This window comes from Paenibacillus sp. OAE614 (assembly GCF_040546645.1).
Taxonomy (GTDB): domain Bacteria; phylum Bacillota; class Bacilli; order Paenibacillales; family Paenibacillaceae; genus Paenibacillus_AQ; species Paenibacillus_AQ favisporus.
This window is the reverse complement of record NZ_JBEPOD010000001.1, coordinates 1377051-1401205: the sequence shown is the minus strand read 5'-3', so window position 1 is coordinate 1401205 and position 24155 is coordinate 1377051. Positions and strand designations below refer to the sequence as shown.

Below are 24155 nucleotides of genomic sequence, written 5' to 3'. Positions count from 1 at the left end.
AAGGTTTTCGTTATAGTCCCTTCGACCACTGTCGATCGAGTCTCTGTCAACAGGTGGGACTGTCCTCACCGCCTCGCTTTCCCTGTTAGTGATTGATCAATCACTTACTTGGTGATTTCAATATATCAGATCGTTATCAGTTGGTCAATAACATTTGGGAACAAATTTCACCTCCTCATCCTTTCATCAATTCAGGCAAATTAATCGCAACGGCAACATTGCACAGCATTCCGCGGGCTAGAAACAGCATCGTTCGCTCTTCCGGCTTATCAATACCAGCTTCACGGAAGGCAGTCAGCACCATATCGCGGACTTCCTTAAAGCCGCTCCGCATCGTCTCCTGGATTGCGTCCTCCCGGATAGTCTGCGCCTGCATCTGCAAAAGCACCTCGTTCTGGTACATCTCCTGTATGTTCACGTACTCCTGAATAAGCTTGGCCTCCAGCAATTCTGGCGAAGTCGTCTCTACCAACTTACGGAATGATTCGATTACCCGGGACCAAGAAACCTCCAGGGCGGCCAGCAGTAGATTTTCCTTCGTCGCGAAAAAACGGAATACGTAAGGCTGCGAAATTTTTGCCCGTTCCGCCACCTGTGCCGTTGTTGCTCGGTAGTATCCGATTTCTGCGAATACTTCAATCGCTGCGGAGATAATCTCGGATCTGCGATTAACAGACGTTGTTTCGGGTTTAGCCATCCTCTTCTTCCTCCTTTTAAAAGTGATTGATCAATAATTAAATCATTATACAACGATTTCCAGAACAAATCAACAGGCTAGCTGTATGCTCAAGCGTCAATCGGGATCTTCCTTTATCTCCATGTCGCCAGTACAAGATTCGATCTTACTTTGTTTTTAGCTGCTATTCATTCCTATTTGATTAAGCGGGGCCATTGTTGTGGCCCCAGGCCAAATGACGTTGGATAAAAGGAAATATTATGGACGAACCGTCCCATCTTAGCCGAGAAGCTCGGATGTGCAGTGGTGACTTTTCCGGGACATCACATTTCCTTTTTCAGCGGCTAATCCCAGATGAAAATAAAAATGCCCGGCATCGCCCCGGCCCAATCATCGTCTGCCATATAATTTGTCGATTAAGCCCGTCCAATCCTGTTATTGTAATCAGGCATATACGTTAATATCTCTTTTGTGAAGGAGGTTAAATGGATGCCCAATTTCTTAGTAGACACTCAGGTATCCCAAAATGCCAGTACGGCTGGAGCTATTGCGGTTCCAGTAGGTCCCGTTCTTGATATTTTGGCTCCACCTACTTCGGCACTATTCGGTACGCTTGGACTGAATACGTCCACAGCTGGGACAGACCTTCGAGTTGTGTTTAATTATACAGTTACGATAAGCGCATTGATTGAAATTCTGACTCCCATAACGATTACGGTTAACCGGGTGATTGGCGGTGTAGCGACAACGATTTATTCTGTCACTGAAACATTGCCTCTGGTAGCAGGCGTGCTGACAACGACTGTATTGTCTGGGGTTGGCATTGATTATCATCCACCGAACCCAGGTTTCATTGTTTATCAAGCCATCGTTAGCGTACCTTCCGTTGTCTCCGTATTTCCGACACGTACGGGTCCGGAAAGCTTCAATGCCGAGGCCTACTCGAACCCACCTGTTATGTAAGTCTAAATTAATCCGGAATGCATGCAGCTTTCCGGTTTTACTAATCTTAAAATAAATATGAATAAGAACCTGTTGAAAAAATAATGGAGTCTGTGATAATATCCTCATAATATCATTTGAAAAGCGATGAAGAGGAAAAAGTACCAAGGGCTCTTATGTCCAGAGAGCGAAGGGAATGCTGAAACCTTTGCCTTAACCCCTTGTATATCAGTCACCTCGGAGCTGTTGATCGAAAACCGGATCTGATCGTTGATTTGGCGAGTAGTTCCAAACGGATGGGCACACGTTATCGTGCTGAAGTAAGGGAATCCTTACTTCATGAGGCCGGAATCGTGAGATTTTAGGCAAACCAGGGTGGTACCGCGAAAATAACCCCTTTTCGTCCCTATTGTTCGGCAGATCGCTGCCGAGCTTGGGAGGAGAGGGGTTTTTATGTATATAACGAACAAGCGATGAAGAGAAAAAAGTGTCAAGGGCACTTATGTCCAGAGAGCGAAGGAAATGCTGAAACCTTTGCCTTAACCCCTTACATGACGTCATCTCCGAGCTGTTGATCGAAAACCGGATCAAGCGCTTGATCTAGCGAGTAGTCTCAACCGGATGGGCACACGTTACCGTGCCGGAAGTAAGGAAACGCTTTACTTCGTGAGGCCCAAAATCGTGAGATTTTAGGCAAACCAGGGTGGTACCGCGAAAATAAACCCCTTTCGCCCCTTTAGTGCGGCAGTATGCTGCCGGCTTTTGGGATGAGAGGGGATTTTTTATTGGAGGGATATCACATGGAAACGAAGAGAGACAAAGCTGAACTCATCACCGGATCCGAATGCCTATTGCGCTGTTTATTGCTCGAGGGGGTTGAACATGTTTTTGGTTATCCTGGAGGTAACGCGCTGTACATTTATGACGCCATGGTCGACAATCCAGAGTTCAAACACATTCTGGCCAGGCACGAGCAGGGAGCGATACACGCAGCAGACGGTTATGCCCGATCGACAGGGAAAGTCGGCGTCTGCATCGCTACATCCGGTCCGGGAGCGACAAATTTGATTACCGGGATTGCGACGGCTTATATGGATTCCACACCTCTCGTCATCATTACGGGCAACGTGTCGACTACGGTTATGGGCACGGATGCTTTTCAGGAAGCGGATATCGTCAGCATGACCCTGTCTATAACGAAACATAGTTACTCCGTTCGTCATGTGCAAGACCTGCCGCGTATCGTCCACGAAGCCTTTCATATTGCAAATACGGGCAGGAAAGGTCCTGTATTAATCGACATTCCTAAGGATGTATCCAATCACAAGCTGTATTACCAACCCGCGGGAGCGATTCATCTTCGAGGGTACGATTCCGATCCGAATTTGGATACAGACCCGATCGATACCTTGATTCAAGCGATTACCGAATCCGAAAGACCGGTCATGATTGCAGGAGGAGGAGTGGTTTATTCAGGTGCATCCAATGAGCTGTTGGAGTTCGTGAATAAAACCAACATTCCGGTGGCGACCTCATTGCTTGGTTTGGGAGGTTTTCCAAGTGCTCACAACCTGTGGCTGGGCATGGCGGGCCACCATGGGGCATATGCAGCGAATATGGCCATCCAGCATGCCGATCTGATTATTTCCATGGGTTCACGGTTTGATGACCGGGTGACCATGAGGGTGGATGGTTTCGCCCCCCATGCCAAACGGATTGCCCATATCGATATTGATCCGGCTGAAATTGGCAAAAACATCAAGGCGGATATTGCATGCATCGGTGATATCAAGGCTGTACTGGATTATGCGAATACGAAAGCTACAGCCTCCCCATCCGATCGTTGGATCAAGGAAATCCAGCAATACAAACGAAATTTTCCGTTTCGGTACAAAGATTCGGATACGGAGCTTAAGCCCCAATATGTCATTGAAATGATCCATGAAACAACACAAGGGGATGCGATCATAACCACGGACGTTGGCCAGCACCAAATGTGGGCAGCTCAATTTTACAAGTTTAACCACCCCCGCTCACTGATCACCTCAGGAGGTCTTGGAACGATGGGGTTTGGGTTACCGGCCGCCATTGGCGCACAGATCGGGAATCCGAAACGTCTTGTGGTCTCCGTAAATGGTGACGGGGGCATGCAAATGTGCGCGCAGGAGATGGCTATTTGTTCCATTCATCGGATTCCTGTCAAAATTGTCGTGATTAACAACCAGGTGTTGGGGATGGTTAAGCAGCAGCAGGAACTCAGTTACGCCAAGCGTTACAGCCAGATCGACCTTGCCGGCAGCCCGGATTTCGTAAAGCTGGCTGAGGCTTACGGCATCAAAGGGTTGAGAGCGAGTAATAAAGCAGAGGCTATCCGCGTTTGGCAAGAGGCTCTAAATACACCTGGTCCCGTACTTGTAGAGTTTGTCGTACCGAAAGAAGAGAATGTATATCCTATGGTCCTTGCAGGAACGGCGTTACATGAGATGATTCTGGGGGATCTCGAATAATTTGTACGCTGCAGCCGGCCGTTGGGAGGCAACATTGTATCAGCGGCCGCTTTCGTTATATGACAGTCCCTCTACTTCGTACAACAATCGCGGCAGTTATTTTTGCTTTGCCGTTCGACGCCTTAAAATCAATAGAACCGGCCACCGGCTGGTTCTATTCAAATTTTCGTATGCTTTTTCATTATCTCCTTAATCGCGAATATCTTTCTTATCAATAATGTTGATGCATCAAGGCGTGTTTTCATATTTAATGAGAAGAGATTCTTTAGTAAACGCCAGATATAATGCATATTTTTACTATTAGTGAGATTTCCTGCAAACCTGGATTGAATATATTTATTCACCTATATACATCAATTAGCTCGACTAGAACCAATTAAATAGATATGTTCCATCCACTTGCTCACTTACAGGCTAGTTACGTTGCATGTACGGAATTAAAATGATATAAAAATAGATAAGGGGGGTATACTACCATAAAAGAAAGGTGAGTATTTAGTATGTCTCAATGGAAAAGATCATGGTATGCGAGTCAAACCCAATTTGATGATCGGTTTTTTGGTCATGCTTTCTCCCATGCTTCATTCGAGAACCAGACTGTACGCATGGTGATACATCCTCATGATTACGGATCGATATGGCGTATTAAATTTTCTAATCGTTACGGAGTTTACCCCTTAACACTTGACAGTGTCACGCTAGCAAGCCACCGCAAGAATGTAAATTTTGATGATCAAGATGTTAGCAATGTTACATTTAAAGGGTCATCCAAGGTTGTCATACCGGTTGGGACAGAATTGTATAGTGATCCTATCTCGTATCATGCTGATCCAAGCGCTGATTTAACCATTAGTCTCTATTTGCCCGTTTATACAAAGGTTTCAACTTGGCACTTTTCCCCTGCTCGTTCCACGTACATCGCGCAAGGAAACCAAACTAAGGTGAACGATGCCAATATATTTGATACTACGACACATTCGTATTATTGGTTAACCGCAATAGACGTAGAAGTGATATCTTCAGGGGTTGATCCTGGGGTCTTTGTTGTGATGGGAGACTCCATTACAGAAGGCTATGCTTCCAGTCTAAATGCTAACCAACGTTGGCCAGACTTATTACTGAATCGAATTCGTCAAGTGAGTCGTGATCAGCCGTTGCCCTCGATTCTAAACGCGGGACTAACCGGCAACATGATTTTAAGAGATGCAAGAGATGTTGAAGAAGGGGCAACTCTTGGTTTAGCAAATGCCGGTGAACGAATGCTTGATCGTTTAGAGCGAGAAGGTTTTACCCAACCAGGTCTAAAGGGAATAATATTTAATTGCGGCATAAATGATATTTTCGGTGATGCTACCTCGGAACAACTGATAAGAGGGTTGAATGAAATGATCGACCGAACAAAGAAACAACATCTCAAGGTAGCAATATGTACCGTGACACCCTTTGGGAAATCACATTTTTTTACTGATGAGCGAGAAAAAGTACGTCAAGAAGTGAATCAATGGATCCGTTCTAACGCTCAAACTTATCTAATCATCGACCTGGATCGGACATTGGCGGATCCACGAGAGCCGACTCAAATGCTCCATATTTATGATTCAGGCGACAAAGCTCACCCCAATGACGATGGGAACAAGGCCATAGCGGAAGCAATACCGTTATCATTTTTTTACGAATCAAGCCAAAATTAGTGATTAATTTGGTCTAATACCCGCTGTACTTTTAGCAGGTATTCGTCGCGCCTCTCGAACTTGTACCAGAAAAATCCGACCTCCAGCAAGTTGCAACGTAAAAGGGCTCTAACTTGGAATTCTACAAGTTAGAGCCCTTTGAACCCTCAAATCCTATTCATGCTAGTAATGCACTTATTTCCTTGAAGTTTTCTGCAAACCCAATGAACACTTTATCGTCAATAAGGATGGTCGGAACAATTTGTTTACCCGTAAGATTTTTAACTTCTACTGCATATTCAGGGTTTTCTTCGCAGTTATATTCTATATAAGGAACGTTTTGCTCTTTGAAGTATCGCTTCGCATGATTGCAATCACTGCAGGTGGGAATCGTGTAGATTTTTACGTTTGCCGACATGCCCTCACATCCTTTTCCCAATATTAATTAGCGACCTCATACCCTTTACTCCGGATAACATCCTTAATGTCTTCAAGGGTGAATGTTGATTCGTCGTACTTGACTTCAAGTGTGCCTTGATCAAAATGAACCTTTCCCTCCACACCGATGGAATTCAATGTTCCTTCAATTTTACTAATGCATGAACGGCAGCTCATTCCATGTACTTTGACGTTTGCATCTTGCATCATATTCACCTCCTTTCAATTGCTGTTGGCTATCTTATCGTTTCTGCTGCAAACGTTAGCTGCGTACTTTTACACGCTGCAGCCGAAGTGCGTTCAGTACAACGGATACGGAGCTCAGAGCCATCGCTGCTCCTGCTACCCAAGGTGCCAGCAAACCGATGGCTGCAATCGGAATGCCTAGAGTGTTATAACCAAGCGCCCAGAATAAATTCTGGCGGATGTTACTCATCGTTTTACGGCTCATGTAGATGGCGTCCGGGATACTCGTCAGATCGCCACGCATCAAGGTCACATCAGCTGCCTCCATGGCAACATCCGTTCCTGTCCCAATAGCCATTCCTATATCGGCTGTAGCTAATGCCGGAGCATCGTTAATGCCATCACCCACCATGGCTACGGTTTTTCCTTGGGCCTGCAGGGCTTTAACTTCTTCTGCTTTCCCCTCGGGCAACACTTCTGCACGTACATGATCAATGCCAACCTGGGCAGCGATCGCTTTAGCTGTACGCTCATTATCACCCGTGATCATGATCACCTGAATGCCCATTCCTTTTAAGCGTTGGACAGCTTCTTTGGAAGTCTCTTTAATGGTATCCGCCACCGCAACCATGCCGGCATATTGCTTATCGATCGCTACGAGCATTGCTGTTTTTCCCGTTTCTTCGAGTCTGGACATCGTTTCGTAGGCATGCATAGCATCTACACCGTATTTCTCCATCAATCTTCTAGTACCGATCAGCAGTTCTTTTCCTTCGACGACAGCCTGTATTCCGTAGCCTGGAATGGCTTCAAATGCCTCTGTTCCAGGAAGGGAAATATTGCGTTCCTGAATGCCGGTCACAATCGCTTCGGCCAAAGGGTGTTCCGAATTTTTCTCCGCAGCGCCGACGAATCTAAGGAATTCCTCCTCGTCCAGTTCTGTGAGCACATCCGTAAGTTCGGGTTTACCTTTCGTTACCGTTCCTGTTTTATCCAGGATAATGGCGTCAATCTTATGAGTCTGTTCAAGGTGTTCTCCGCCTTTGAACAAGATCCCGAGCTCTGCAGCACGACCCGACCCGGCCATAATCGATGTTGGAGTTGCCAACCCCAGCGCACATGGGCAGGCAATAACCAGGATGGCGATTGCTTTTTCCAAGGCCTCTGCAAACTCGCCAGGTGTGACCAAGAAATACCAGACCAGGAAAGCGACCACCGCAATACCTACCACAATGGGAACAAAGATACCGGAGATCACGTCTGCCACCCGCTGAATCGGGGCTTTGGAACCTTGGGCTTCTTCAACCACTTTAATAATCTGTGCCAGCGCAGTCTCCTTGCCGACTTTGGTTGCTTTAATACGGAGCATGCCATTTTTGTTGATGGTCGCTCCAATGACGGCATCACCGGCGGTCTTCTCAACGGGTAAGCTTTCGCCGGTTAGCATGGATTCATCCACGGAGGATGTTCCTTCGAGCACCACACCATCAACCGGAACTTTGTCTCCGGGCCGTACAAGAACCATATCCCCGACAATCACTTCATCGACCGGAATCGTAATTTCCTGACCATCGCGTACAACCAGTGCCGTCTTGGCCTGAAGTCCCATCAGGGACTTGATGGCTTCGGAAGTCCGGCCCTTGGCCAGCGATTCGAACAGCTTACCCATGATGACTAAAGTGATTAGGATCGCACTTGTTTCATAGTACAATGATGGACCGTGGTGGGCGTTCGCTCCTGCAGTGAACCAGTCAATCGTCAGGTACAGACTGTAGAAATAAGCAGCTGAAGTCCCTAGCGATACTAACACGTCCATATTGGCGCTTCCGTTTCGGAGTGCCTTATAGGCCCCCACATAGAACTGTTTTCCGACATAAAATTGGACCGGTGTTGCTAAAATGAGCTGAAACCACGGGTTCATCAAAATTTCTGGCATGTAGATCCACGAGGTGAACGAAAAGTGTGCCACCATACTCCACAGCAACGGAAGGGACAAGATTGCCGATAAAAGCAGCAATTGTTTCTGATGCTTAATTTCTTGTTTCCGGTGGTCGACCGTTTTCTTGTTCTCTTGCTTCGTTACCGCTTTATAACCGAGCTGCTTGACTTTATTCTGCATATCAGAAACGGAAATATCAGCTGGCGAATACTCAACTCGTGCCGTTTCCATCGCAAAGTTGACGGATGCGTTAGTAACCCCGGGAAGTTTGCTCAAGCCTTTTTCAATACGGTTAGCACACGCAGCACAGGTCATTCCTTCGAGGTTAAAATCAACGACTTCTTTCGCCGTATCATACCCAAGTTTTTTTATCGTTTCCTCCAACTTATCGACGCCTACCTTACCTGGATCATACGTTACACTTGCCTTTTCCAAGGCAAAGTTCACGTTGGCTGAAGAAACACCTTCCAGTTTATTCAGTCCTTTTTCAATACGATTGGCGCATGCAGCACAAGTCATCCCTGTAATTTGCAGCGTTGTCTGTTTGCTCTCTTTTCCGGCTACGGCTTCCATGTTCATCACTCCTAGAGGATAATGGCAAATGCAATCTCACAGTTTTAAAACTTGCATGATATTACTTTTTGTCATGAATTGTTATATTAAGGCGTTTATTTTGCTTTCCAACAACTTCCTTGCATTTAGTATACCCCCCTACCCTATAATTAGTCAACACTTTTTCTATTTTTTTGTGTACCCCAGTACCCTATATGATGATCCAAAATAAAAAAGCAGCGTGATCGCTGCCTTTTAAAGGTCTTTATTTCATTAATTTATTCATGGTCTTCAATAACTCATCCAACACCTCAGTATCTCCTTCTTGGATCCGATCGATAACACAGCTCTTCATGTGATGCTCAAGTAAAAGCTTACCTACCCCATTTAAAGCCGATTGCACCGAAGCAATCTGGTTTAAAACATCATCGCAGTAAGTGTCTTTTTCGATCAATCCTTTGATCCCCCGGATCTGCCCCTCTATTCGGTTCAACCTAGATATCATATTGTTTTTTTCTTTTTCGGAATGATGGCTCTTTCGCCCCAGTTCCTCACTTGAGCAGCACCCTGCATTTTCTGCTAAAGTACTTTCTACCGTTTCCAGTTCAGCACTCATTGTCCCTGCCTCCATTCCTGTATAAAGATCCTTACAAACGTATTGGTTTACTTCATATATCACGGCATGATTAATCTCTTGTACTCAATATATACCCCCTACCCCTATAAAGTCAAGTTGGCAACACCCATTAAGTCTCTGCCGCCAAATCACCTAAAATTAGCCGGAGTCAAAAAACTTCAGCCACAAGGTGACTGAAGTTAAAAGGATTACATCGATTTAAAGATGTCGGAGCCAACTTTTTTTGGTGAACGAATGAAGATCAATACCAATAATGCGCCAATAAATGCAACGATACCCGACCACAAGAATGCAGCTTGAAATCCACTGTTCAGAGCTACCATTGGATCGCCACCTGCTTGTGCCGAAGTCGTTGTTGCAGCAATGGCAACCATAATCGCCAAGCTGATCGCTGAACCAATCTGGTAGCTGGTATTGGCAAGCCCTGATGCAAGCCCTGCTTCCTCAGGTTTAGCTCCGTTCATGGCAGACATCATGGAAGGAATATAAGCCAGAGACATCCCGAGCGCACCTAAAAGTGAAGCCGGCAGCACATTCGCTAAGAAGGTTCCGTCTACAGGGGTGTTCGTGGAGAACAGGATCATCGAACCTCCTAAGGCAGTCAAACCTATTACGATATTCGCTTTTACGCCAATCTTGGCGATGAGCTTGCCCGTTATCGCAATCATGAAAATGGCGATGACAATGGTCATCGGCAGCAGCGCAACACCGTCGGTAAAAGCTGAAAATTTCAAAACCTGCTGCATGTATAGATTGAGGAAGTACCAAAGCGGGATCCATCCTCCTGATAACATTAACAGTGCGACATTACCTGCTGCTAGATTAGGTACCTTAAAAATTCGAAGAGGTACAAGGGGTTCCTTTTTGACCGCCTGAACAATGAGGAAGAGGATAAATAGAGCTGTACCTAAGATCAGTGTCCATATCGTTGTAGGTGCTCCCCATCCGTTATGTTCTGCGGTGACAATCCCATACACTATTAAAACTAATGCAGCCGTAACAAATACGGATCCTACGATATCAATGCCGCCTTTTCTGCGTGTTCCTTTTGCTAAAAGCCCGGGAGACAATAGTAGGGCAAGAATTCCGACAGGGACGTTGATCAGAAATGTCCATTCCCAGCTTAACCATTCGGTAATGACACCGCCAAGAAACACTCCCGCGGAACCTCCTGCAGCTGCGGATGCCCCCCAGAATCCCAAAGCCTTCCCTAATTCCTTGGGATTTCCGCTAAATAACATCATAACGATCGTTAACGCGGACGGTGCAATGAGTGCAGACCCAAAGCCTTGGAGCGCTCGGCCGATGTTGAGTACGGTGTCGTTCCATGCTAGCCCTGCAAGTAACGAAGCTGCAGTTAGAATAAGAAATCCCCACATGAACATGCGTTTTTGTCCAAACAGATCAGACAACCGGCCCCCCAGCAAAAGAAAGCCGCCAAAGAAAATAACGTATGCGTTAAACACCCATTGTAAGCTTTCCTGGGAATACCCCAGCGCTTCTTTAATAGCGGGCAAAGCTACCCCGATAATTGATGTATCCATAATCACCATAAAATTCGCAAGGCATAACAATGCGAGGGCCATCCAGCGCCTCGGATCAGTCTGGGAAAGACCTTGAGACTGAGTTGTCATTTCTATAATCCTCCTTTAGAGAGATAAAACCGGTCCTTCATCCCTTTCACGCTCGTGACGGCCGTCAGTGAACGAGGTGAAATACCATAAATCCCGGCTTCGATGTGAATATAGTATAGACCCCTACCCTATATTGTCAAGAAGTTTATTTTTTCTTTATCCAATGAATATTGGAACAGCAAAAAACGCCCCGGTAGGAGCGTCATGAATTGCAGCCATTATAATCCTCACCTTTGTATCGGTAATTGTAAGTAAAATTGTGCACCATTTTCACTTTCAGCCCATATCTGCCCACCGTGGCGCTCTACCAACGTTTTGGTAATGGCTAATCCAAGCCCACCGCCTCCCATTTTACGGCTGCGTGATTTATCTACCCGATAAAAACGCTCAAAGATATGCGGAAGATCCGCTGATGGAATTCCTATGCCATTATCTGAGACGGTAATTTGGACCACACCTAACCGGACGGTACCCTTGACTTCAACGGTACCGCCTTCAGGTGTATATTTCAATGCATTAGATAACAGGTTTGTCCAGATTTGAATAAGCCGGCTTTCATCGGCAATCACGCAAACATTGGGTATATCTTTTTTCTCCAGGTTGACTCCCTTTTGTTGAAATGAAGGACGCATGAGGTCCATGACTTGATCGATGGACTTCTTTAAAGAGACTTGCTCAAGCATGAATTGAAAATCGATGGAATTAACGATTTGAAGCTCTTCCAAATCATGAACCAGCTGAATCAAACGATGGATTTCTTCACGGCTGGACTGGATCCGTTCCGGAGTAGGCTCCCATATTCCGTCTTGAATAGCAGCGAGGTAACTATTCAATGTGGTTAAAGGTGTCCGCAACTCATGGGCAATATTTTCGGTCATAGCGATTCTCAATTTTTCTTGCTGCTCCAGTTGTTCAGCTAAGTGATTGATGGACGCGGCCAGCTCCTCCAGCTCATCTTTGGGCAAACTCTTCAACGGGAGACGGACATCCCGTTTTCCTCGGGCCATGATTAATGTAAGATTTTTCATGCTGATTAATGGCGACGAAATCCGTTTGGCGATATACACACTTAACACAAATGAGACGATTAAAGCTCCCCCAATCGTTAAGCCAATGGATTGTATAATCGCTTGCTCCAAGTGAGAATTCAGTGAGTCAGCTGAATGCTGCGCTTCTGACGTTTCGCTTCCATACATTTGAAAATGGTAGTGGGTTGCATTGATCATAGCAATCGAAGCGATCACTAAAATAAAGCCGATATATAAAATCAGAACCGTGCTTAAGCGAAAGGATAACGTATGTTTCATAAACTCCCCCCATTAAAGCGGTACCCTGCTCCAAAAACAGTCCGGATGAATAAGGGGTTCTTCGGGTCCTCCTCCATTTTTTGACGCAAATTTTTGACATGCTGATCAATAATACGCGAGTCTCCATCAAATTCAAACCCCATAACGAGTTCAATCAATTCTTCCCGGGAGAACGTACGCTCCGAGTTTCTCGCCATAACTAAAAGCAATTTATATTCGGATGGAGTTAAACTGATGGGTTTATATTGAACGAAGACCTGTTTTGCATGGCTATCAATCATCAGACGTCCTTCGCCATATTCTAATCGATCGGCCAGAAGTTCTTGCTGATTGGTTCGCCGCAGTACAGTGCGAATTCTGGCTATGAGTTCTTGAGGATCGAAAGGCTTCACAATATAATCGTCTGCCCCAACAGACAACCCATGAATACGATGTGAAATGGACGATTTAGCTGTCAGCATAATAATTGGTGTGGGATAAGATGTTCGAATCTTCTGGCATAATTCCTCTCCGTTCATATCGGGAAGCATAAGATCCAATAAAACCAAATCAAAAGGTTGATTGGCTAATTCACTCCATGCACTCTCCCCTGTAGCCGCTTCGTGCGCTTCAAACCCTTCCTTTTTTAAATAAGCGATGATGACTTCCCTGATTTTCTCCTCGTCTTCAACAACTAAAATTCTACGCATGAGTTCCCTCCAAACGTATAGACGGAGTCTTTTTTATACGCCTCAACTCCCGTTCTCCTCTGCAAGACTATATAATCAAACAGATCATTTTTCACAACGAAATGACCTGTTATGCTTCTTCCCGATTTTCTTCATTTTGACGACATCAATGTCTTTTATTAAGGGTTCACTTGTTCCGAGCATAGTTAGAGGCGCCAAGGTTTTCTTGGCACCTCTATTTATCACTTCAAGGTTACTTATTACTTAAACAACATCATAACCCTGGTCTTCGATGGTCTCTTTAATTTTGCTTTCCGGAAGTTTGGTCTCATCGAATTGAACTTCAACAGAGGCATTGGACAAGTTAACATTCCCCCCAGCCCCTATTTGCTTAAGAGCTCCTTCAATGGAATTCACACAGTGTTGACAGCTCATTCCGTTTACGTTTAAAGTAATGGTTTTCAATTTCGACTCCTCCTTTCGATTTGTTATTAGTATACCCCCCTATAGTATAATATTCAAGCCTAAAGTTATACTACCCCAGCCATCTTCATCATTTCTATACATGTTTATTTTATGATGAATGAGGCTTACATCAAAAGAATTAGAAAGGGGTTCTTCAAATGAAAGCAGCGATATTAAGAACAATAATCCTCGCCAGCGTGGTGGCCGTTTTTGCGGCTGGCTGCTCGAAAGTAAGCAATATGAACGGAATGGATCATTCAAAAATGAATATGGGTTCAAACTCTACTTCCAACTCGAGTGAATCCGCTACATCCGTTAAATTAACAACAGCAACACCTGTTGTGAATGGTAAAGGATTCACCATAACCGCAAAGGAAAGTAATCTTGAAGTGGAAAAGGGAAAAACCATTCCCGTATGGACATTTAATAACTCGGTTCCCGGTCCACAAGTCCGGGTAAAGGTTGGGGATACGGTCAAAATAAACTTGAAAAATAACCTCAAGCAGCCTGTCTCCATCCATTGGCACGGCTATCCGGTTCCCAACAACATGGACGGAATTCCAGGAGTCACACAAGATGCTGTCGAACCCGGAAAGACCTTCACCTATGAATTTAAAGCCACCGTACCGGGTACTTATTGGTACCACTCACATCAAGACAGTGTGAATCAAGTGGACAAAGGCTTGTATGGTTCTCTTGTTGTCGAAGATCCCCAAGATACAGCTGACCGCGATTACACCCTTGTGCTCGATGAATGGATGAGTTCTGGAGATATGAACATGGATAACGGTGGGATGAAAATGGCAGGACATGATATGAGTATGTATGACCTTTATACGATCAACGGAAAAACAGGTGATGCGATCGATAAGCTTACCGCTAAAGAGGGTGAAAAAGTAAAACTTCGGTTGATTAACGCCGGCTACATCACGCACCGGATGCATTTACACGGTCATTCTTTTAAGGTTGTTGCATCCGACGGGCAGCCCGTGAATGACCCGGCTGTGATCAAGGATCAATTCGTCTCGATTGCTCCCGGTGAACGATATGACATTGAATTTAACACAGATCATCCCGGAATCTGGTTACTTGAAGAACACGCTAAGGATAGTCGAGCACAAAATATGAGAGCCATGATTCAATACGAAGGTTCCAATGCGAAACCCGACCCTTCCGATGCATCCAAAGAACTTCCCGATTTTGATCTGGAGGAGTACGGAAGCATGTCTGCGTCCGCATTTTCTTTGGATCAAACCTTTGATGAAGACGTGACAATGAATCTGAATACCGAAATGAGAAATGGAGAAATGGTTTACACGATCAATGGAAAGGTTTTTCCGGATACGGATACAATCAAAGTAAAAAGAGGAGATAAGGTAAAGGTGACCTTTGTAAATCAATCCAAAATGGACGATCACCCGATGCACCTACACGGCCATTTCTTCCAAGTCTTGAGCAAGAATGGCAAGCCAGTTCAAGGATCTCCGATCATGAAAGACACGCTGAACGTCAAACCTGGCGAAACGTATGAAGTTGCCTTTGAAGCTGACAACCCCGGTGAATGGATGTTCCATTGCCACGATTTACACCACGCGTCCGCTGGAATGGTAACTGATGTGATGTATGATGATTATCAAAATAATTATACGCCTGATCCCAATGTGAACAACGTACCTGAATAAACAACAAAACGCACCGGCTGACTTCAGCCGGTGCTTTCATTTTTGATTTAGGTGGCTTATCTCGACTAGATCAAATTTCGCTGATCATTTTCAGGTAACTTTGTTGACTCAAGACGCGGCGTGCTGTAACATACCGATTTTTATAATATGAATCCGATAATTTGCTAATGGTAACGCCTTTACTGCTTGAAGAGTGTGCAAACTCATTATTGCCGATATAAATACCCGCGTGAGATATTCCCGTACCGTCCGTATTAAAGAATACCAGGTCTCCTGCTCTAAGGTTTTCACGATCTACTGGAGTTCCGACTTGAGCCTGTGTTTTAGATGTGCGGGGTAAATCTAAATTGAATTTATCAAATATGTATAAAATAAAACCGGAACAGTCAAAACCAGCCACTGTTGTGCCGCCCCACTGATAAGGAGTGCCTACGACCTTATCCACCTCACTTTCGAGTTTAACGGAGCTGGCAAAGGAACTGGTTGCACTTGCTGAAAAAACAATGGCCGCACCTATCAATGACAAAATTACTTTCTTCACTATGTAGTTCTCCTTCCGATGCCTACGGAGTTAGCTAAGGGTTCGGTAGAAGGTTCCCTCTATTCTTCAATGAGAATATTTCACCCAAAAATGGTTCCCCCGTTTTCAGTATCAAGAAATTCGGCAATAATTATTAAAAAAATGTAACCCTACATAATGTAGTATATAATCAGATTTTTTGTCAATGCCTAATTAATAGATTCCCATTAACCGTAACTTTTTCACTGATATTTGTTGGATTTAATGGAAGTTCAGCGAAGCTGAGTAAAGTTTGTCGATTTCTATTCCCGAAATCGAGGTCCTTGTCTTGGTAACGGAACATGTTAAGCAAGAAAAAATAACAATTTTGTAAAGGATTGATTCCGAGCAACAGAAAAACCAAGGCAAATAATCATATGGACGCCAAACAAAAAAACCGATCTGGCATTGCAAGATCGGCTAAAGCTATTTATCCGTCAGTACACAGTCGAACCACGATCTTCATTGAGCTTGTCGATAACACGTCATAACGCTGCCCATGTCCAATATTTACAGTATCAGTCATATAACGTGCATAAGGAGAAAGGAATTCACCGTCTTGTGCCACTCAACATCATTCACTTGCTAAAAAAACTCTATTTAGAAAGCTCACTTTCGACTACCCATTGATGATTCCTAATGGGGTTTCCTCCCGTAGTTGGCGTGTAGTCAACCATATACACCGTTGTTTTTTCAGCAGAGTCAATGGTGCCCTCTGCGCCTTTCATACCTTCCATATGATCAGCCTCAATGGTCACCTTAGTTCCTGGTTGCAAGGGCTCACTACCCGCATCCTTTATTTCCTCCTGGATAATCCACTTGTGATTGGGAACGGGTTCACCTCCAGTGGTTGGAGTATACGTTACAGCATAAGCCACCGTGTCATAGGCACCGACCACTTTAGCCTTGGCTCCATCCATGCCTTCCATATGCTTGGCATGGATCACAACCTCATCTCCAACTTTATATGTGGAATTTTGAGCTTCTTTTAACCCTGCAGGAACCTCACCAGAACCGGAATGATTCATGCTGTCCATATCCCCCATATTTGAATGGTCGCTGCCCATGTCCATGTTCGTATTATTGTTTGCGTTATCCTTGTTTCCACACGCACTTAGCACCAGGATTGCTGCAAGGCTAATAAAAATGAATACTTTTTTCACAGTTTGTCACACACCTTTGCATATTTTTATTTGGATTGAATCCTCAGCTCCCAAACATTCTACCTAAAACTTATGAAGAACTTGTGAAGGTTTCCCGGACTTATTGGTTATTGTTAAAACCAAAAAACTCTGCTGCAGGCAGAGTTTAGTGAAGACATAATTCATGTAATATTTGCTTTTCTATCCATTTCTGCAAACGTGAACCTGGATCCCGATTGTTGTTATCATCCCCCTATGGGGGTTATAATTTGCAGAAAGGGGGTTGAGACATGACTGAACATGATCACGGTACTGGTGGGGAACATACTCATATTGTTACTCATACACATTCTCATACGCATAAAAATATGAAGGCCGTCGTCAATCGGCTTGCTCGGATCGAGGGACATGTTCGATCAATCAAAGAAATGGCTTCAAATGAACGTGATTGTTCCGAGATTTTACTGCAAATCGCAGCTGTTCGAAAAGCATTGGAAAGCACAGCAAAGGTGGTTTTGAAAGATCACCTAGAAACCTGCGTGATTGAAGCCGCATATCACGGAAATGAAGAGGAAGTTCTGCGCGACCTCAATAAAGCGCTGGATCACTTTATTAGATAATACACGAATGGCAAGAAGGGATTGTGGATTTATGAAAATTTTGATGGAGATATTCTCATTCCCCGTCTCCATTGCATTATTAACGTACTTTTTTCCCATCTTTCTAATGAAGCTACGAAAGGAACAACCTGGTCCGACTTATTTTACGATCTATCCATTAACCAGATTAAACACTTCATTATCCAAATATCTAGGTCACAATTTTTACTTTAGTTACCTGAATGATGAATATGCAGAAAAATCCAAAAAAAGAGTTATGATAAAAGGAACTCTTTTTACGATCGCATTTGTTATAACAGCCCCATTTTTCTTGTCTTCCATTTGGACTATCATTCTATCCCCAAGACAATTTAGTACAATGTTTACTCTAATTGTGGCCACCATGGTATACCGCTTCATCAAATGAGGAATAACGCTATTGGATATTCAACTTTTTTATATGCTTATCATATGTCCATTTATCTATCTGTTTATGAAAGTTCATCTTTGGGTTAGACATCTGGTTGAGTATACACACTACATAGATATAAAGATTTTCACAAATCATTCGATTTGGAAAGACACCCTACTGATCGTGATGGTTTTGGGGATATTTTCACCTTGTCTTATTAACATGATATTCAACAGAAAAGTAAGACAAATGAACATAAAACAAAAGGCAGACACTAAAAGAATTTCATCTTATTAAAGGAAGTTAATACTCCCCTGAGATTGCCAATATCCTCTGAAAAAATTATTCCTGTAAAAATTCACTGTTAATTATCTACAGGGAAATTACGCTTGATTACATCCCCCCCAGGGGGATGTAATCAAGCGTAGATCATACCTCCGGGTGCCTCATGAAGGCATTCGATAGTTTCCATAAAGGGAGGGAGTAGATAATTGTGTCCAAAGGAATTGAAATTAAAGACACGAGCAATAGGGAGAAAATTAAGATCATATTGTCCTTAGGTTTGCCTGCAATGATCGAAAATCTATAAAAACCCCATCGCTGTGATGGGGTTAAAGATCAGGTCAGCTTGCACCTCGGCAACGGTCAGGACGGTTTGATGTCGGCGTTGACCCGCCGGCATCATGTTTAAAGCTCACCCGCGCAATCATTGGCTTATCACTTTCCTTGTGCCGTCAAACGGGAAAGAGCCCACGCCTTTAATATTGACTGTGCCCGAGACGAAGTCGCCGTCGATTATCCCGTCCCATGTGATGGTAGCAGGGAACGGTTTCGTCATGACGGTTGTGAACGTCACCCGGTTTCCGCTTACCGCCCCCTCCGAGACAGGCGCGGTGATACCCACCGCCTCATTGGTGATTGAGCCGGACAGTGTACCCTCTTCCGACACAACCTCGAGCCGGAGCTCCTGCGTCGCGGCGGGGTGGTAAAATTTCAGTTGCCACGTCCCGTATGCTGTAGCTTCTGTCTGTGCTTCGGCCAACGAGGAGCTGAATGTCCTGGCCGGAGTTGCGGGGGCCTCGTAGGCCATACCTTGTCCCAGCCCCGGGCGGCCGGGCTCGACCTGTATTCCCAGCGAATTCAGGAATCCGGCGTTCATCCGGTAAAACCCGATCAACATCACCAGCTCAATGATTTCACCCTCGGTATACGCCGCCGTCAGTGCCTTCCATGTCTCCTCTGAGGCGCAGTTGTCCGTACAGAGATCGTCGACCAGGTCTAGCACAGCTGCTTCGGCGGCGGGCCAGGAGCCCGTACCGTCCGCGAGGGCGGCAATCTCGCTGGCAGTAACGCCAGCGCTGAGGGCTCCGGGAACGTGGTTGCCCCACTCGTACGCGCACGATGTCCGGAGCCCTACACGTAAAATCAGAAGTTCGCGCGTCCGCATGGACACCCGCCCCCCGCTAATGAGGTGCATTCCGAACTCAAGCCAGGCGGACATCAAATCTCCGCGGTGCGCCAGCGTCAAAAGCACGTTCGACGCGCCGATGCCGGCCACCGCGCGCAGCTCCTCCGGCAGCTCGGAAACAGCCAACTGAGGTATGCGGGCCTCTGCCGGACGCTCAATCTTGTCCTTTAATTGCTTTTCCATTATTTTTCCTCCTTTTTATAGAAACACTGCTTTAAGAAAGCCAAATATTTTTGCCATTCCTCGAGCACATCCGTACTGATTTCGTCCGAGGAGCTCAGCCGATCCGTTTGCTGCTGGGCAAAACCCGTCATGGTCCAATTAATAACGCTGATTGCCGCTTCAATATCGATATCGTCACGGAATTTCGTCAGATCCGTATCCTTGTAAAACCGTTTGAATGCGATCTCAAAGTTAGCCTTGCTCATTTTGTCGATTTCGGATTTTACCTCGGCAGCGTTCTCATGACTGGCCGCCTTCAGAAAATCAAACGCCTGCGGGTACTTTTTATATAACTTTAACTTAATGAGGCCTATATCCCAGATTCTTTTCAGGATATCGGTTTCAGTCCAATCCACCTCGTCGTAGATTTTACTCACGGCCTCACTGACGTAATCAAGCAGAAACAGATACAGTTCCTTTTTATTGTTAAAGTATACGAATAAGGAGCCTTTTGCTATATCTGCTTTTTTGATGATCTCATTTGTGGAAGCCCTGTCGTAACCGCTTCGCGCAAACTCTTTCATTGCCTCGTTAATAATGCGTTCCTGTTTCTTTTGCTCCAAAGAATAAAACTTTGTATAAATGAAGACCACTTCTTTCCTGATCTGTATATATCACCCAATGACCACTTTGGTCATTTTTATTCTACATCGAATGACCAAAGTGGTCAAATGATTTGTTTTATTAGCTTAAGGCAAACCAAATGCACAGTGTTTGCCGGGGATTAGATTTAGAGATACCATGCTTTGAAAGTTTGACCAGTGATTATGGTTCCGGCGTATGAATTATTACGTCAAATCAAAAATTATACATAATTATAAATATCTCGGCGGAACACCTATGTCTTATTTTCTTTTTTTATTGTCTTTGCTAATGTTATATATAAAAATGGAAACCAGTCTTCAGCCGTTATCCTCGGTGTGGCACCCTTGCTGCTTGTAGCGATACTCATTCCTTATCATTTGGCTTCCCAAGGGGACTCTGTGCCCTCTTCCTCTAATTCTGCTTAATCTCGCTCGGCAGAACCCCCCAGTACTTATGAAACACCTTCGAAAAAAAACCGCTGTTGATATATCCAACTTGTCTCGCGGCCTGCCCAACCTGTCCTCCCTCCTGGATGAACTGCTTGGCCAGCGTCATCTTGCGTTTAAGCACATATTGGGAGAACGACTCACCAACTTCATGCTTGAATAGTCGGCTTAAATAGGACTTGTTTACATATAACCGATCCGCGATCAAATTCAGGCTTATATCCTGACCGATTTCCTCCTCGACAAGGACAAGCAGACGCTGAATCAATTTATGTCCGCTTGGCTGAGGGCGCTTTTGCGAATGGGTCGTAATCTTACGTACGATCCGGTGCAGGGTTTGCTGAATTTGTTCCCTTGAATGAAGGTTCAGGACACTGTAAAAATAAACGGCATCCTCCCCCACCATCTGGCGCAGGTTCCACTGTTGTTCGCGAATGACGCGAAGCAAACCATGCATGAGATAAAGCAGCTTCTCCTGTACCTCCTCTACCGCAGAAGCATGCCCGAACACCTTCTCCAACAATCGATCAAGCGCCGCTTCGGCTATTTGAATATCTCCAAGCTCGATTCCTGTTTCAAGTGCTCTTTCATCAGAGGCAATCGTTAAATTCGCCGAACCATCTTCCCCGAGTTCATCCGCATAAGGGATCGCAAGGTCATGTCCATATACGACTCTTTTCCGAAGTGCATTCTGCGCCTGGGCATATAACATGGGCAGATGCTGCAGTCCAGTCGCGATACTGCTGATTCCCGCACTAGCTGTCACTTTCAAACACTCTTTTAACGTGGACAACACTTTGGTTGTGGTAAAGCTGACACGAAGCTGGAATTCACCTGGGGCCTCCTCCGGTCTGCTATGAAAAATAATGACCGTAGAGCCCTTCGCATCCTGAAACAATTCGGAATTCATGCCTGATATCACGTCAAACGCAATGCTTCGCAGTGAAAATTGAAGCAGCGGTGTGTCCTCTGCCCGAAATCTCCCCCCGTCAATCAATGGATCCGGCTCCAAGACAACAACGGATAATCGTCGTTCCGCTTCAAACGGGATCAACAATTCCTTGCTTCGGCTTTCATATTCCCAATCGGCAAAGGCACCGGAAATGCAATTATTATAAAAAGTTTCCTGCAGTCTCGGCAGATAATTCCTCCATTTCGAGAACAGCATCTCATAGTTATGCCGCTTCTCCAACTCGCTTTTTAGGATAGCTGCCGCTTCCAGAACGGCCTGCAGGATCTCCTCATTGCTTGCAGGCTTAATCAGATATTTGAGTACGCCGGACTCCATGGCAGAACGCGCATATTCAAAATGTTCATAACCGCTGAGGATGATCATTTTCACCATTTCATTGGACTCGTGAATCCGCTTCGCCAATGTGAGTCCATCCATTTCCGGCATCCGAATGTCCAGCACAATGATATCCGGGCGGGTACGTTCCATCATTTGAAGCGCTTCACTCCCATTCTCCGCAAGAGCAACCACTTCGATGCCGTTCTCTTCCCAGGGGATGGTTCCCGCCATTCTTGCCCGGATACCGATCTCATCTTCCACGATCATTAAATTCATGCCCCGTCCCCTCCATGTACTGGATACTTCCGCATTCAACCCGCGGTATGTACAATCGAATACGCGTTCCTTCCAGTTCATCACTATCAATCACTAGATCTGCATTCTCCCCGTAGTGCAGTTTCAGCCTGGATTTCACGTTTCTCAAACCGTATAATTCCGCATCCATCCGGTCCCTTCCCGCTGAGAGATCCCAATTCATCACGGAGATTCCATCCAGTTGCTGTTGAATATACTGCAGACGATCCGGCGCCATTCCAACACCATTATCCTTTACTTCGGCAATGAACCATTCCCCGTCGTTCACTGCAGAAATTTCGAGTGCCCGGCCGCCATGTTTTCGCTCAAGTCCATGCAAAATCGCATTCTCCACTAGCGGCTGGAGCAGCAATTTAAGCAGCAGGATATCTTCCGTACCTTCTCCCATCCGATATGTAACTTCAAAATCAAATCGTCGCTGCTGTACTTTAATATAATAGTTCAGATGGTTAAACGTCTCCGAGACCGTGTAGTGTTCCTTTCCCTTACCCAGGCTGTATCTCAAAAACTTGGACAAATTGATGACCATCTCTCCCACATCGTCGGCGTCGCTTAATACCGCCGCCGAATAAATCGAATCCAGCGTATTGTACAGAAAATGAGGATTGATCTGCGACTGCAGCAATTTGAATTCCGTCTTCGTCAGCAAAATCTGCTTCTCATACACATCTTCGATCAGGTGCCGCTGCGCACTGGCCAGATGGTTGAACGTATCCATGACATACCCGAACTCATCCTCCCTTCGATGGATGATTTGGATATCGAGTTGTCCCCTCCTCATTTCCTTCATCGCGGCTACCATCTTCTTCATCGGTTTGGATATGCCGCTGTAAACGATCCACGATATCCATAACGATATCAACACGCTTACGGCGATGATCAAGTACGTCCACCCTTGCAAAGTGCGCGATTCCTGCAAAATATCCTTCTCGGGCTGTATCATGACGAGTTTCCAGCCCGAGTCCTGTGACGTTACCCGAACCATAAGCATCCGCTCAGGGTAACCCGGGAGATAGCCTGCAATCAGATCCTTGCCTTCGTCCGGCCAGGAGGGAGGAGTCGCAGTGCTGCTTGCCGTCGTAGCAATTAATTTCCCGTCCTGGGTAAACAGAAAAGCCTCTGCATGGCTGCTTGGAAGCAAACGCCTCAATTGGCTCACAAAATAATCCTTGCTCAGCGGCAGTATAACGATATTTTTGTTTCGTTCAGGATTGAGCAAACTCATCCGCCTCATAACCACCATGACGTTCTTGTTATAGATCGGGTCTATCATATGGTTCGCATTGTACCGGTTCTCTTCCGGGAAGAATAACGTGATTTTCCCATCGGCTTCGATGGCCTGCTTGACCCATTCCAGCTGCTCCGGATTCTGTTCTTTTTGATATCCGGTGGTTGACAATAATATGCCGGAATCATAATGAAATAGGGACGCCTTCGGAGCCATCCGGTTAACAGAGGAGATAGCGGCGATTTGCTGATCAATCCACTGGAAATCCAAAATCGACTGCGGCGTGAGCACTTTTCCAGCGTATTCGAATCTGCGGTTAATATCATAATTGTTCGCAAGGACCGTTGTCAGCTCATACACCCCCTGCATTGTAAGGTCCACATAATGGACGACGGATTGCATGGCGCTTTGCGTACGATCGCCAATCTGATTTTTTAGAATCGTGCGCGATCGATGATTCGAAAAGGTCGATATCACAACGAGAGGGATAAGGATCAGAATAAAATAACCGGTAAGCCGCAGCTGAATCGATTGCCTGAAACGGTTTTTCCATGTTCTGATCAAACCAGCATCATCCTTGTCTAC

Annotated in this window: 20 protein-coding genes and 1 riboswitch; of the genes, 5 read left to right on the top strand and 15 right to left on the bottom strand. The window is 45.3% G+C overall.

The window, feature by feature from the left end:
* Nucleotides 1-175: 175 nt before the first annotated feature.
* On the bottom strand, nucleotides 176-697 hold the full coding sequence (locus ABIE48_RS06860) for a TetR/AcrR family transcriptional regulator (protein ID WP_192714976.1): 522 nt from the start codon (nucleotides 695-697) through the stop codon (nucleotides 176-178).
* 468 nt (nucleotides 698-1165) lie between these two features.
* On the opposite strand from ABIE48_RS06860, the gene ABIE48_RS06855 reads away from it, so the two are divergent.
* The 3 genes from ABIE48_RS06855 to ABIE48_RS06845 all read left to right on the top strand — a co-directional run bounded on the left by ABIE48_RS06855 (nucleotide 1166) and on the right by ABIE48_RS06845 (nucleotide 5816).
* Complete coding sequence (locus tag ABIE48_RS06855; RefSeq protein WP_192714977.1) at nucleotides 1166-1639, top strand: hypothetical protein; 474 nt, start codon at nucleotides 1166-1168, stop codon at nucleotides 1637-1639.
* Nucleotides 1640-2418: 779 nt separating this feature from the next.
* Entirely contained in the window at nucleotides 2419-4125 is a 1707-nt protein-coding gene (ilvB, locus tag ABIE48_RS06850; protein ID WP_354518576.1) for a biosynthetic-type acetolactate synthase large subunit, read from the top strand.
* A 500-nt stretch (nucleotides 4126-4625) separates the two neighbouring features.
* Nucleotides 4626-5816, top strand: coding sequence for a GDSL-type esterase/lipase family protein (locus ABIE48_RS06845; RefSeq protein WP_192714978.1), 1191 nt, complete (start codon nucleotides 4626-4628; stop codon nucleotides 5814-5816).
* Between the two features lie 157 nt (nucleotides 5817-5973).
* Here the strand turns inward: ABIE48_RS06845 and ABIE48_RS06840 are convergent, their stop codons facing one another.
* The 8 genes from ABIE48_RS06840 to ABIE48_RS06805 form a co-directional block, all read right to left on the bottom strand.
* A complete protein-coding gene (locus ABIE48_RS06840; RefSeq protein ID WP_145949412.1) occupies nucleotides 5974-6213 on the bottom strand; it encodes a glutaredoxin family protein in 240 nt (79 codons plus the stop codon).
* 23 nt (nucleotides 6214-6236) lie between these two features.
* Nucleotides 6237-6443: a heavy-metal-associated domain-containing protein gene (locus tag ABIE48_RS06835; RefSeq protein WP_354518573.1), complete on the bottom strand. Its 207-nt coding sequence runs from the start codon at nucleotides 6441-6443 to the stop codon at nucleotides 6237-6239.
* A 52-nt stretch (nucleotides 6444-6495) separates the two neighbouring features.
* Nucleotides 6496-8931, bottom strand: coding sequence for a heavy metal translocating P-type ATPase (locus ABIE48_RS06830; RefSeq protein WP_192715357.1), 2436 nt, complete (start codon nucleotides 8929-8931; stop codon nucleotides 6496-6498).
* 244 nt (nucleotides 8932-9175) lie between these two features.
* Entirely contained in the window at nucleotides 9176-9526 is a 351-nt protein-coding gene (locus ABIE48_RS06825; RefSeq protein WP_192714980.1) for a metal-sensitive transcriptional regulator, read from the bottom strand.
* 209 nt (nucleotides 9527-9735) lie between these two features.
* The gene (locus ABIE48_RS06820) at nucleotides 9736-11181 is read right to left on the bottom strand and encodes an MFS transporter (protein ID WP_192714981.1); all 1446 of its coding nucleotides are present in this window, start codon (nucleotides 11179-11181) and stop codon (nucleotides 9736-9738) included.
* A gap of 227 nt (nucleotides 11182-11408) precedes the next feature.
* Nucleotides 11409-12488 (bottom strand): sensor histidine kinase, encoded by a 1080-nt coding sequence (locus ABIE48_RS06815; RefSeq protein WP_192714982.1) that lies wholly within the window; start codon nucleotides 12486-12488, stop codon nucleotides 11409-11411.
* Entirely contained in the window at nucleotides 12485-13177 is a 693-nt protein-coding gene (locus tag ABIE48_RS06810; protein WP_192714983.1) for a response regulator transcription factor, read from the bottom strand. The genes ABIE48_RS06815 and ABIE48_RS06810 overlap by 4 nt, the downstream gene beginning before the upstream one ends.
* Nucleotides 13178-13420: 243 nt before the next feature.
* A complete protein-coding gene (locus ABIE48_RS06805; RefSeq protein WP_192714984.1) occupies nucleotides 13421-13621 on the bottom strand; it encodes a copper ion binding protein in 201 nt (66 codons plus the stop codon).
* A 158-nt stretch (nucleotides 13622-13779) separates the two neighbouring features.
* On the opposite strand from ABIE48_RS06805, the gene ABIE48_RS06800 reads away from it, so the two are divergent.
* Complete coding sequence (locus ABIE48_RS06800; RefSeq protein WP_192714985.1) at nucleotides 13780-15303, top strand: multicopper oxidase family protein; 1524 nt, start codon at nucleotides 13780-13782, stop codon at nucleotides 15301-15303.
* A 70-nt stretch (nucleotides 15304-15373) separates the two neighbouring features.
* Here the strand turns inward: ABIE48_RS06800 and ABIE48_RS06795 are convergent, their stop codons facing one another.
* Entirely contained in the window at nucleotides 15374-15844 is a 471-nt protein-coding gene (locus tag ABIE48_RS06795; protein WP_145022807.1) for a C40 family peptidase, read from the bottom strand.
* A 4-nt stretch (nucleotides 15845-15848) separates the two neighbouring features.
* Nucleotides 15849-15980: riboswitch (cyclic di-AMP (ydaO/yuaA leader) on the bottom strand.
* A 478-nt stretch (nucleotides 15981-16458) separates the two neighbouring features.
* The gene (locus tag ABIE48_RS06790; RefSeq protein WP_354518569.1) at nucleotides 16459-17025 is read right to left on the bottom strand and encodes a YdhK family protein; all 567 of its coding nucleotides are present in this window, start codon (nucleotides 17023-17025) and stop codon (nucleotides 16459-16461) included.
* Nucleotides 17026-17294: 269 nt separating this feature from the next.
* On the opposite strand from ABIE48_RS06790, the gene ABIE48_RS06785 reads away from it, so the two are divergent.
* Nucleotides 17295-17624 (top strand): metal-sensing transcriptional repressor, encoded by a 330-nt coding sequence (locus ABIE48_RS06785; protein ID WP_192714986.1) that lies wholly within the window; start codon nucleotides 17295-17297, stop codon nucleotides 17622-17624.
* A gap of 1097 nt (nucleotides 17625-18721) precedes the next feature.
* Here ABIE48_RS06785 and ABIE48_RS06780 read toward each other — a convergent pair.
* The 4 genes from ABIE48_RS06780 to ABIE48_RS06765 form a co-directional block, all read right to left on the bottom strand.
* Nucleotides 18722-19666 carry a carboxymuconolactone decarboxylase family protein gene (locus ABIE48_RS06780; RefSeq protein WP_192714987.1) on the bottom strand — a complete coding sequence of 315 codons (945 nt, stop codon included), beginning with the start codon at nucleotides 19664-19666 and terminating at the stop codon, nucleotides 18722-18724.
* Entirely contained in the window at nucleotides 19666-20298 is a 633-nt protein-coding gene (locus ABIE48_RS06775; RefSeq protein ID WP_260869290.1) for a TetR/AcrR family transcriptional regulator, read from the bottom strand. The genes ABIE48_RS06780 and ABIE48_RS06775 overlap by 1 nt, the downstream gene beginning before the upstream one ends.
* Nucleotides 20299-20701: 403 nt before the next feature.
* The gene (locus ABIE48_RS06770; protein ID WP_192714988.1) at nucleotides 20702-22303 is read right to left on the bottom strand and encodes a response regulator; all 1602 of its coding nucleotides are present in this window, start codon (nucleotides 22301-22303) and stop codon (nucleotides 20702-20704) included.
* Nucleotides 22278-24134: a sensor histidine kinase gene (locus ABIE48_RS06765; RefSeq protein ID WP_192714989.1), complete on the bottom strand. Its 1857-nt coding sequence runs from the start codon at nucleotides 24132-24134 to the stop codon at nucleotides 22278-22280. Before ABIE48_RS06765 ends, ABIE48_RS06770 begins: the two co-directional genes overlap by 26 nt.
* Between the last annotated feature and the right edge of the window lie 21 nt (nucleotides 24135-24155).

Bases quoted from the DNA above. Each gene is read 5' to 3' on its own strand.
- ABIE48_RS06860 (WP_192714976.1), bottom strand. From the start codon at position 697: ATGGCTAAACCCGAAACAACGTCTGTTAATCGCAGATCCGAGATTATC.
- ABIE48_RS06855 (WP_192714977.1), top strand. From the start codon at position 1,166: ATGCCCAATTTCTTAGTAGACACTCAGGTATCCCAAAATGCCAGTACG.
- ilvB (WP_354518576.1), top strand. From the start codon at position 2,419: ATGGAAACGAAGAGAGACAAAGCTGAACTCATCACCGGATCCGAATGC.
- ABIE48_RS06845 (WP_192714978.1), top strand. From the start codon at position 4,626: ATGTCTCAATGGAAAAGATCATGGTATGCGAGTCAAACCCAATTTGAT.
- ABIE48_RS06840 (WP_145949412.1), bottom strand. From the start codon at position 6,213: ATGTCGGCAAACGTAAAAATCTACACGATTCCCACCTGCAGTGATTGC.
- ABIE48_RS06835 (WP_354518573.1), bottom strand. From the start codon at position 6,443: ATGATGCAAGATGCAAACGTCAAAGTACATGGAATGAGCTGCCGTTCA.
- ABIE48_RS06830 (WP_192715357.1), bottom strand. From the start codon at position 8,931: ATGGAAGCCGTAGCCGGAAAAGAGAGCAAACAGACAACGCTGCAAATT.
- ABIE48_RS06825 (WP_192714980.1), bottom strand. From the start codon at position 9,526: ATGAGTGCTGAACTGGAAACGGTAGAAAGTACTTTAGCAGAAAATGCA.
- ABIE48_RS06820 (WP_192714981.1), bottom strand. From the start codon at position 11,181: ATGACAACTCAGTCTCAAGGTCTTTCCCAGACTGATCCGAGGCGCTGG.
- ABIE48_RS06815 (WP_192714982.1), bottom strand. From the start codon at position 12,488: ATGAAACATACGTTATCCTTTCGCTTAAGCACGGTTCTGATTTTATAT.
- ABIE48_RS06810 (WP_192714983.1), bottom strand. From the start codon at position 13,177: ATGCGTAGAATTTTAGTTGTTGAAGACGAGGAGAAAATCAGGGAAGTC.
- ABIE48_RS06800 (WP_192714985.1), top strand. From the start codon at position 13,780: ATGAAAGCAGCGATATTAAGAACAATAATCCTCGCCAGCGTGGTGGCC.
- ABIE48_RS06785 (WP_192714986.1), top strand. From the start codon at position 17,295: ATGACTGAACATGATCACGGTACTGGTGGGGAACATACTCATATTGTT.
- ABIE48_RS06780 (WP_192714987.1), bottom strand. From the start codon at position 19,666: ATGGAAAAGCAATTAAAGGACAAGATTGAGCGTCCGGCAGAGGCCCGC.
- ABIE48_RS06770 (WP_192714988.1), bottom strand. From the start codon at position 22,303: ATGAATTTAATGATCGTGGAAGATGAGATCGGTATCCGGGCAAGAATG.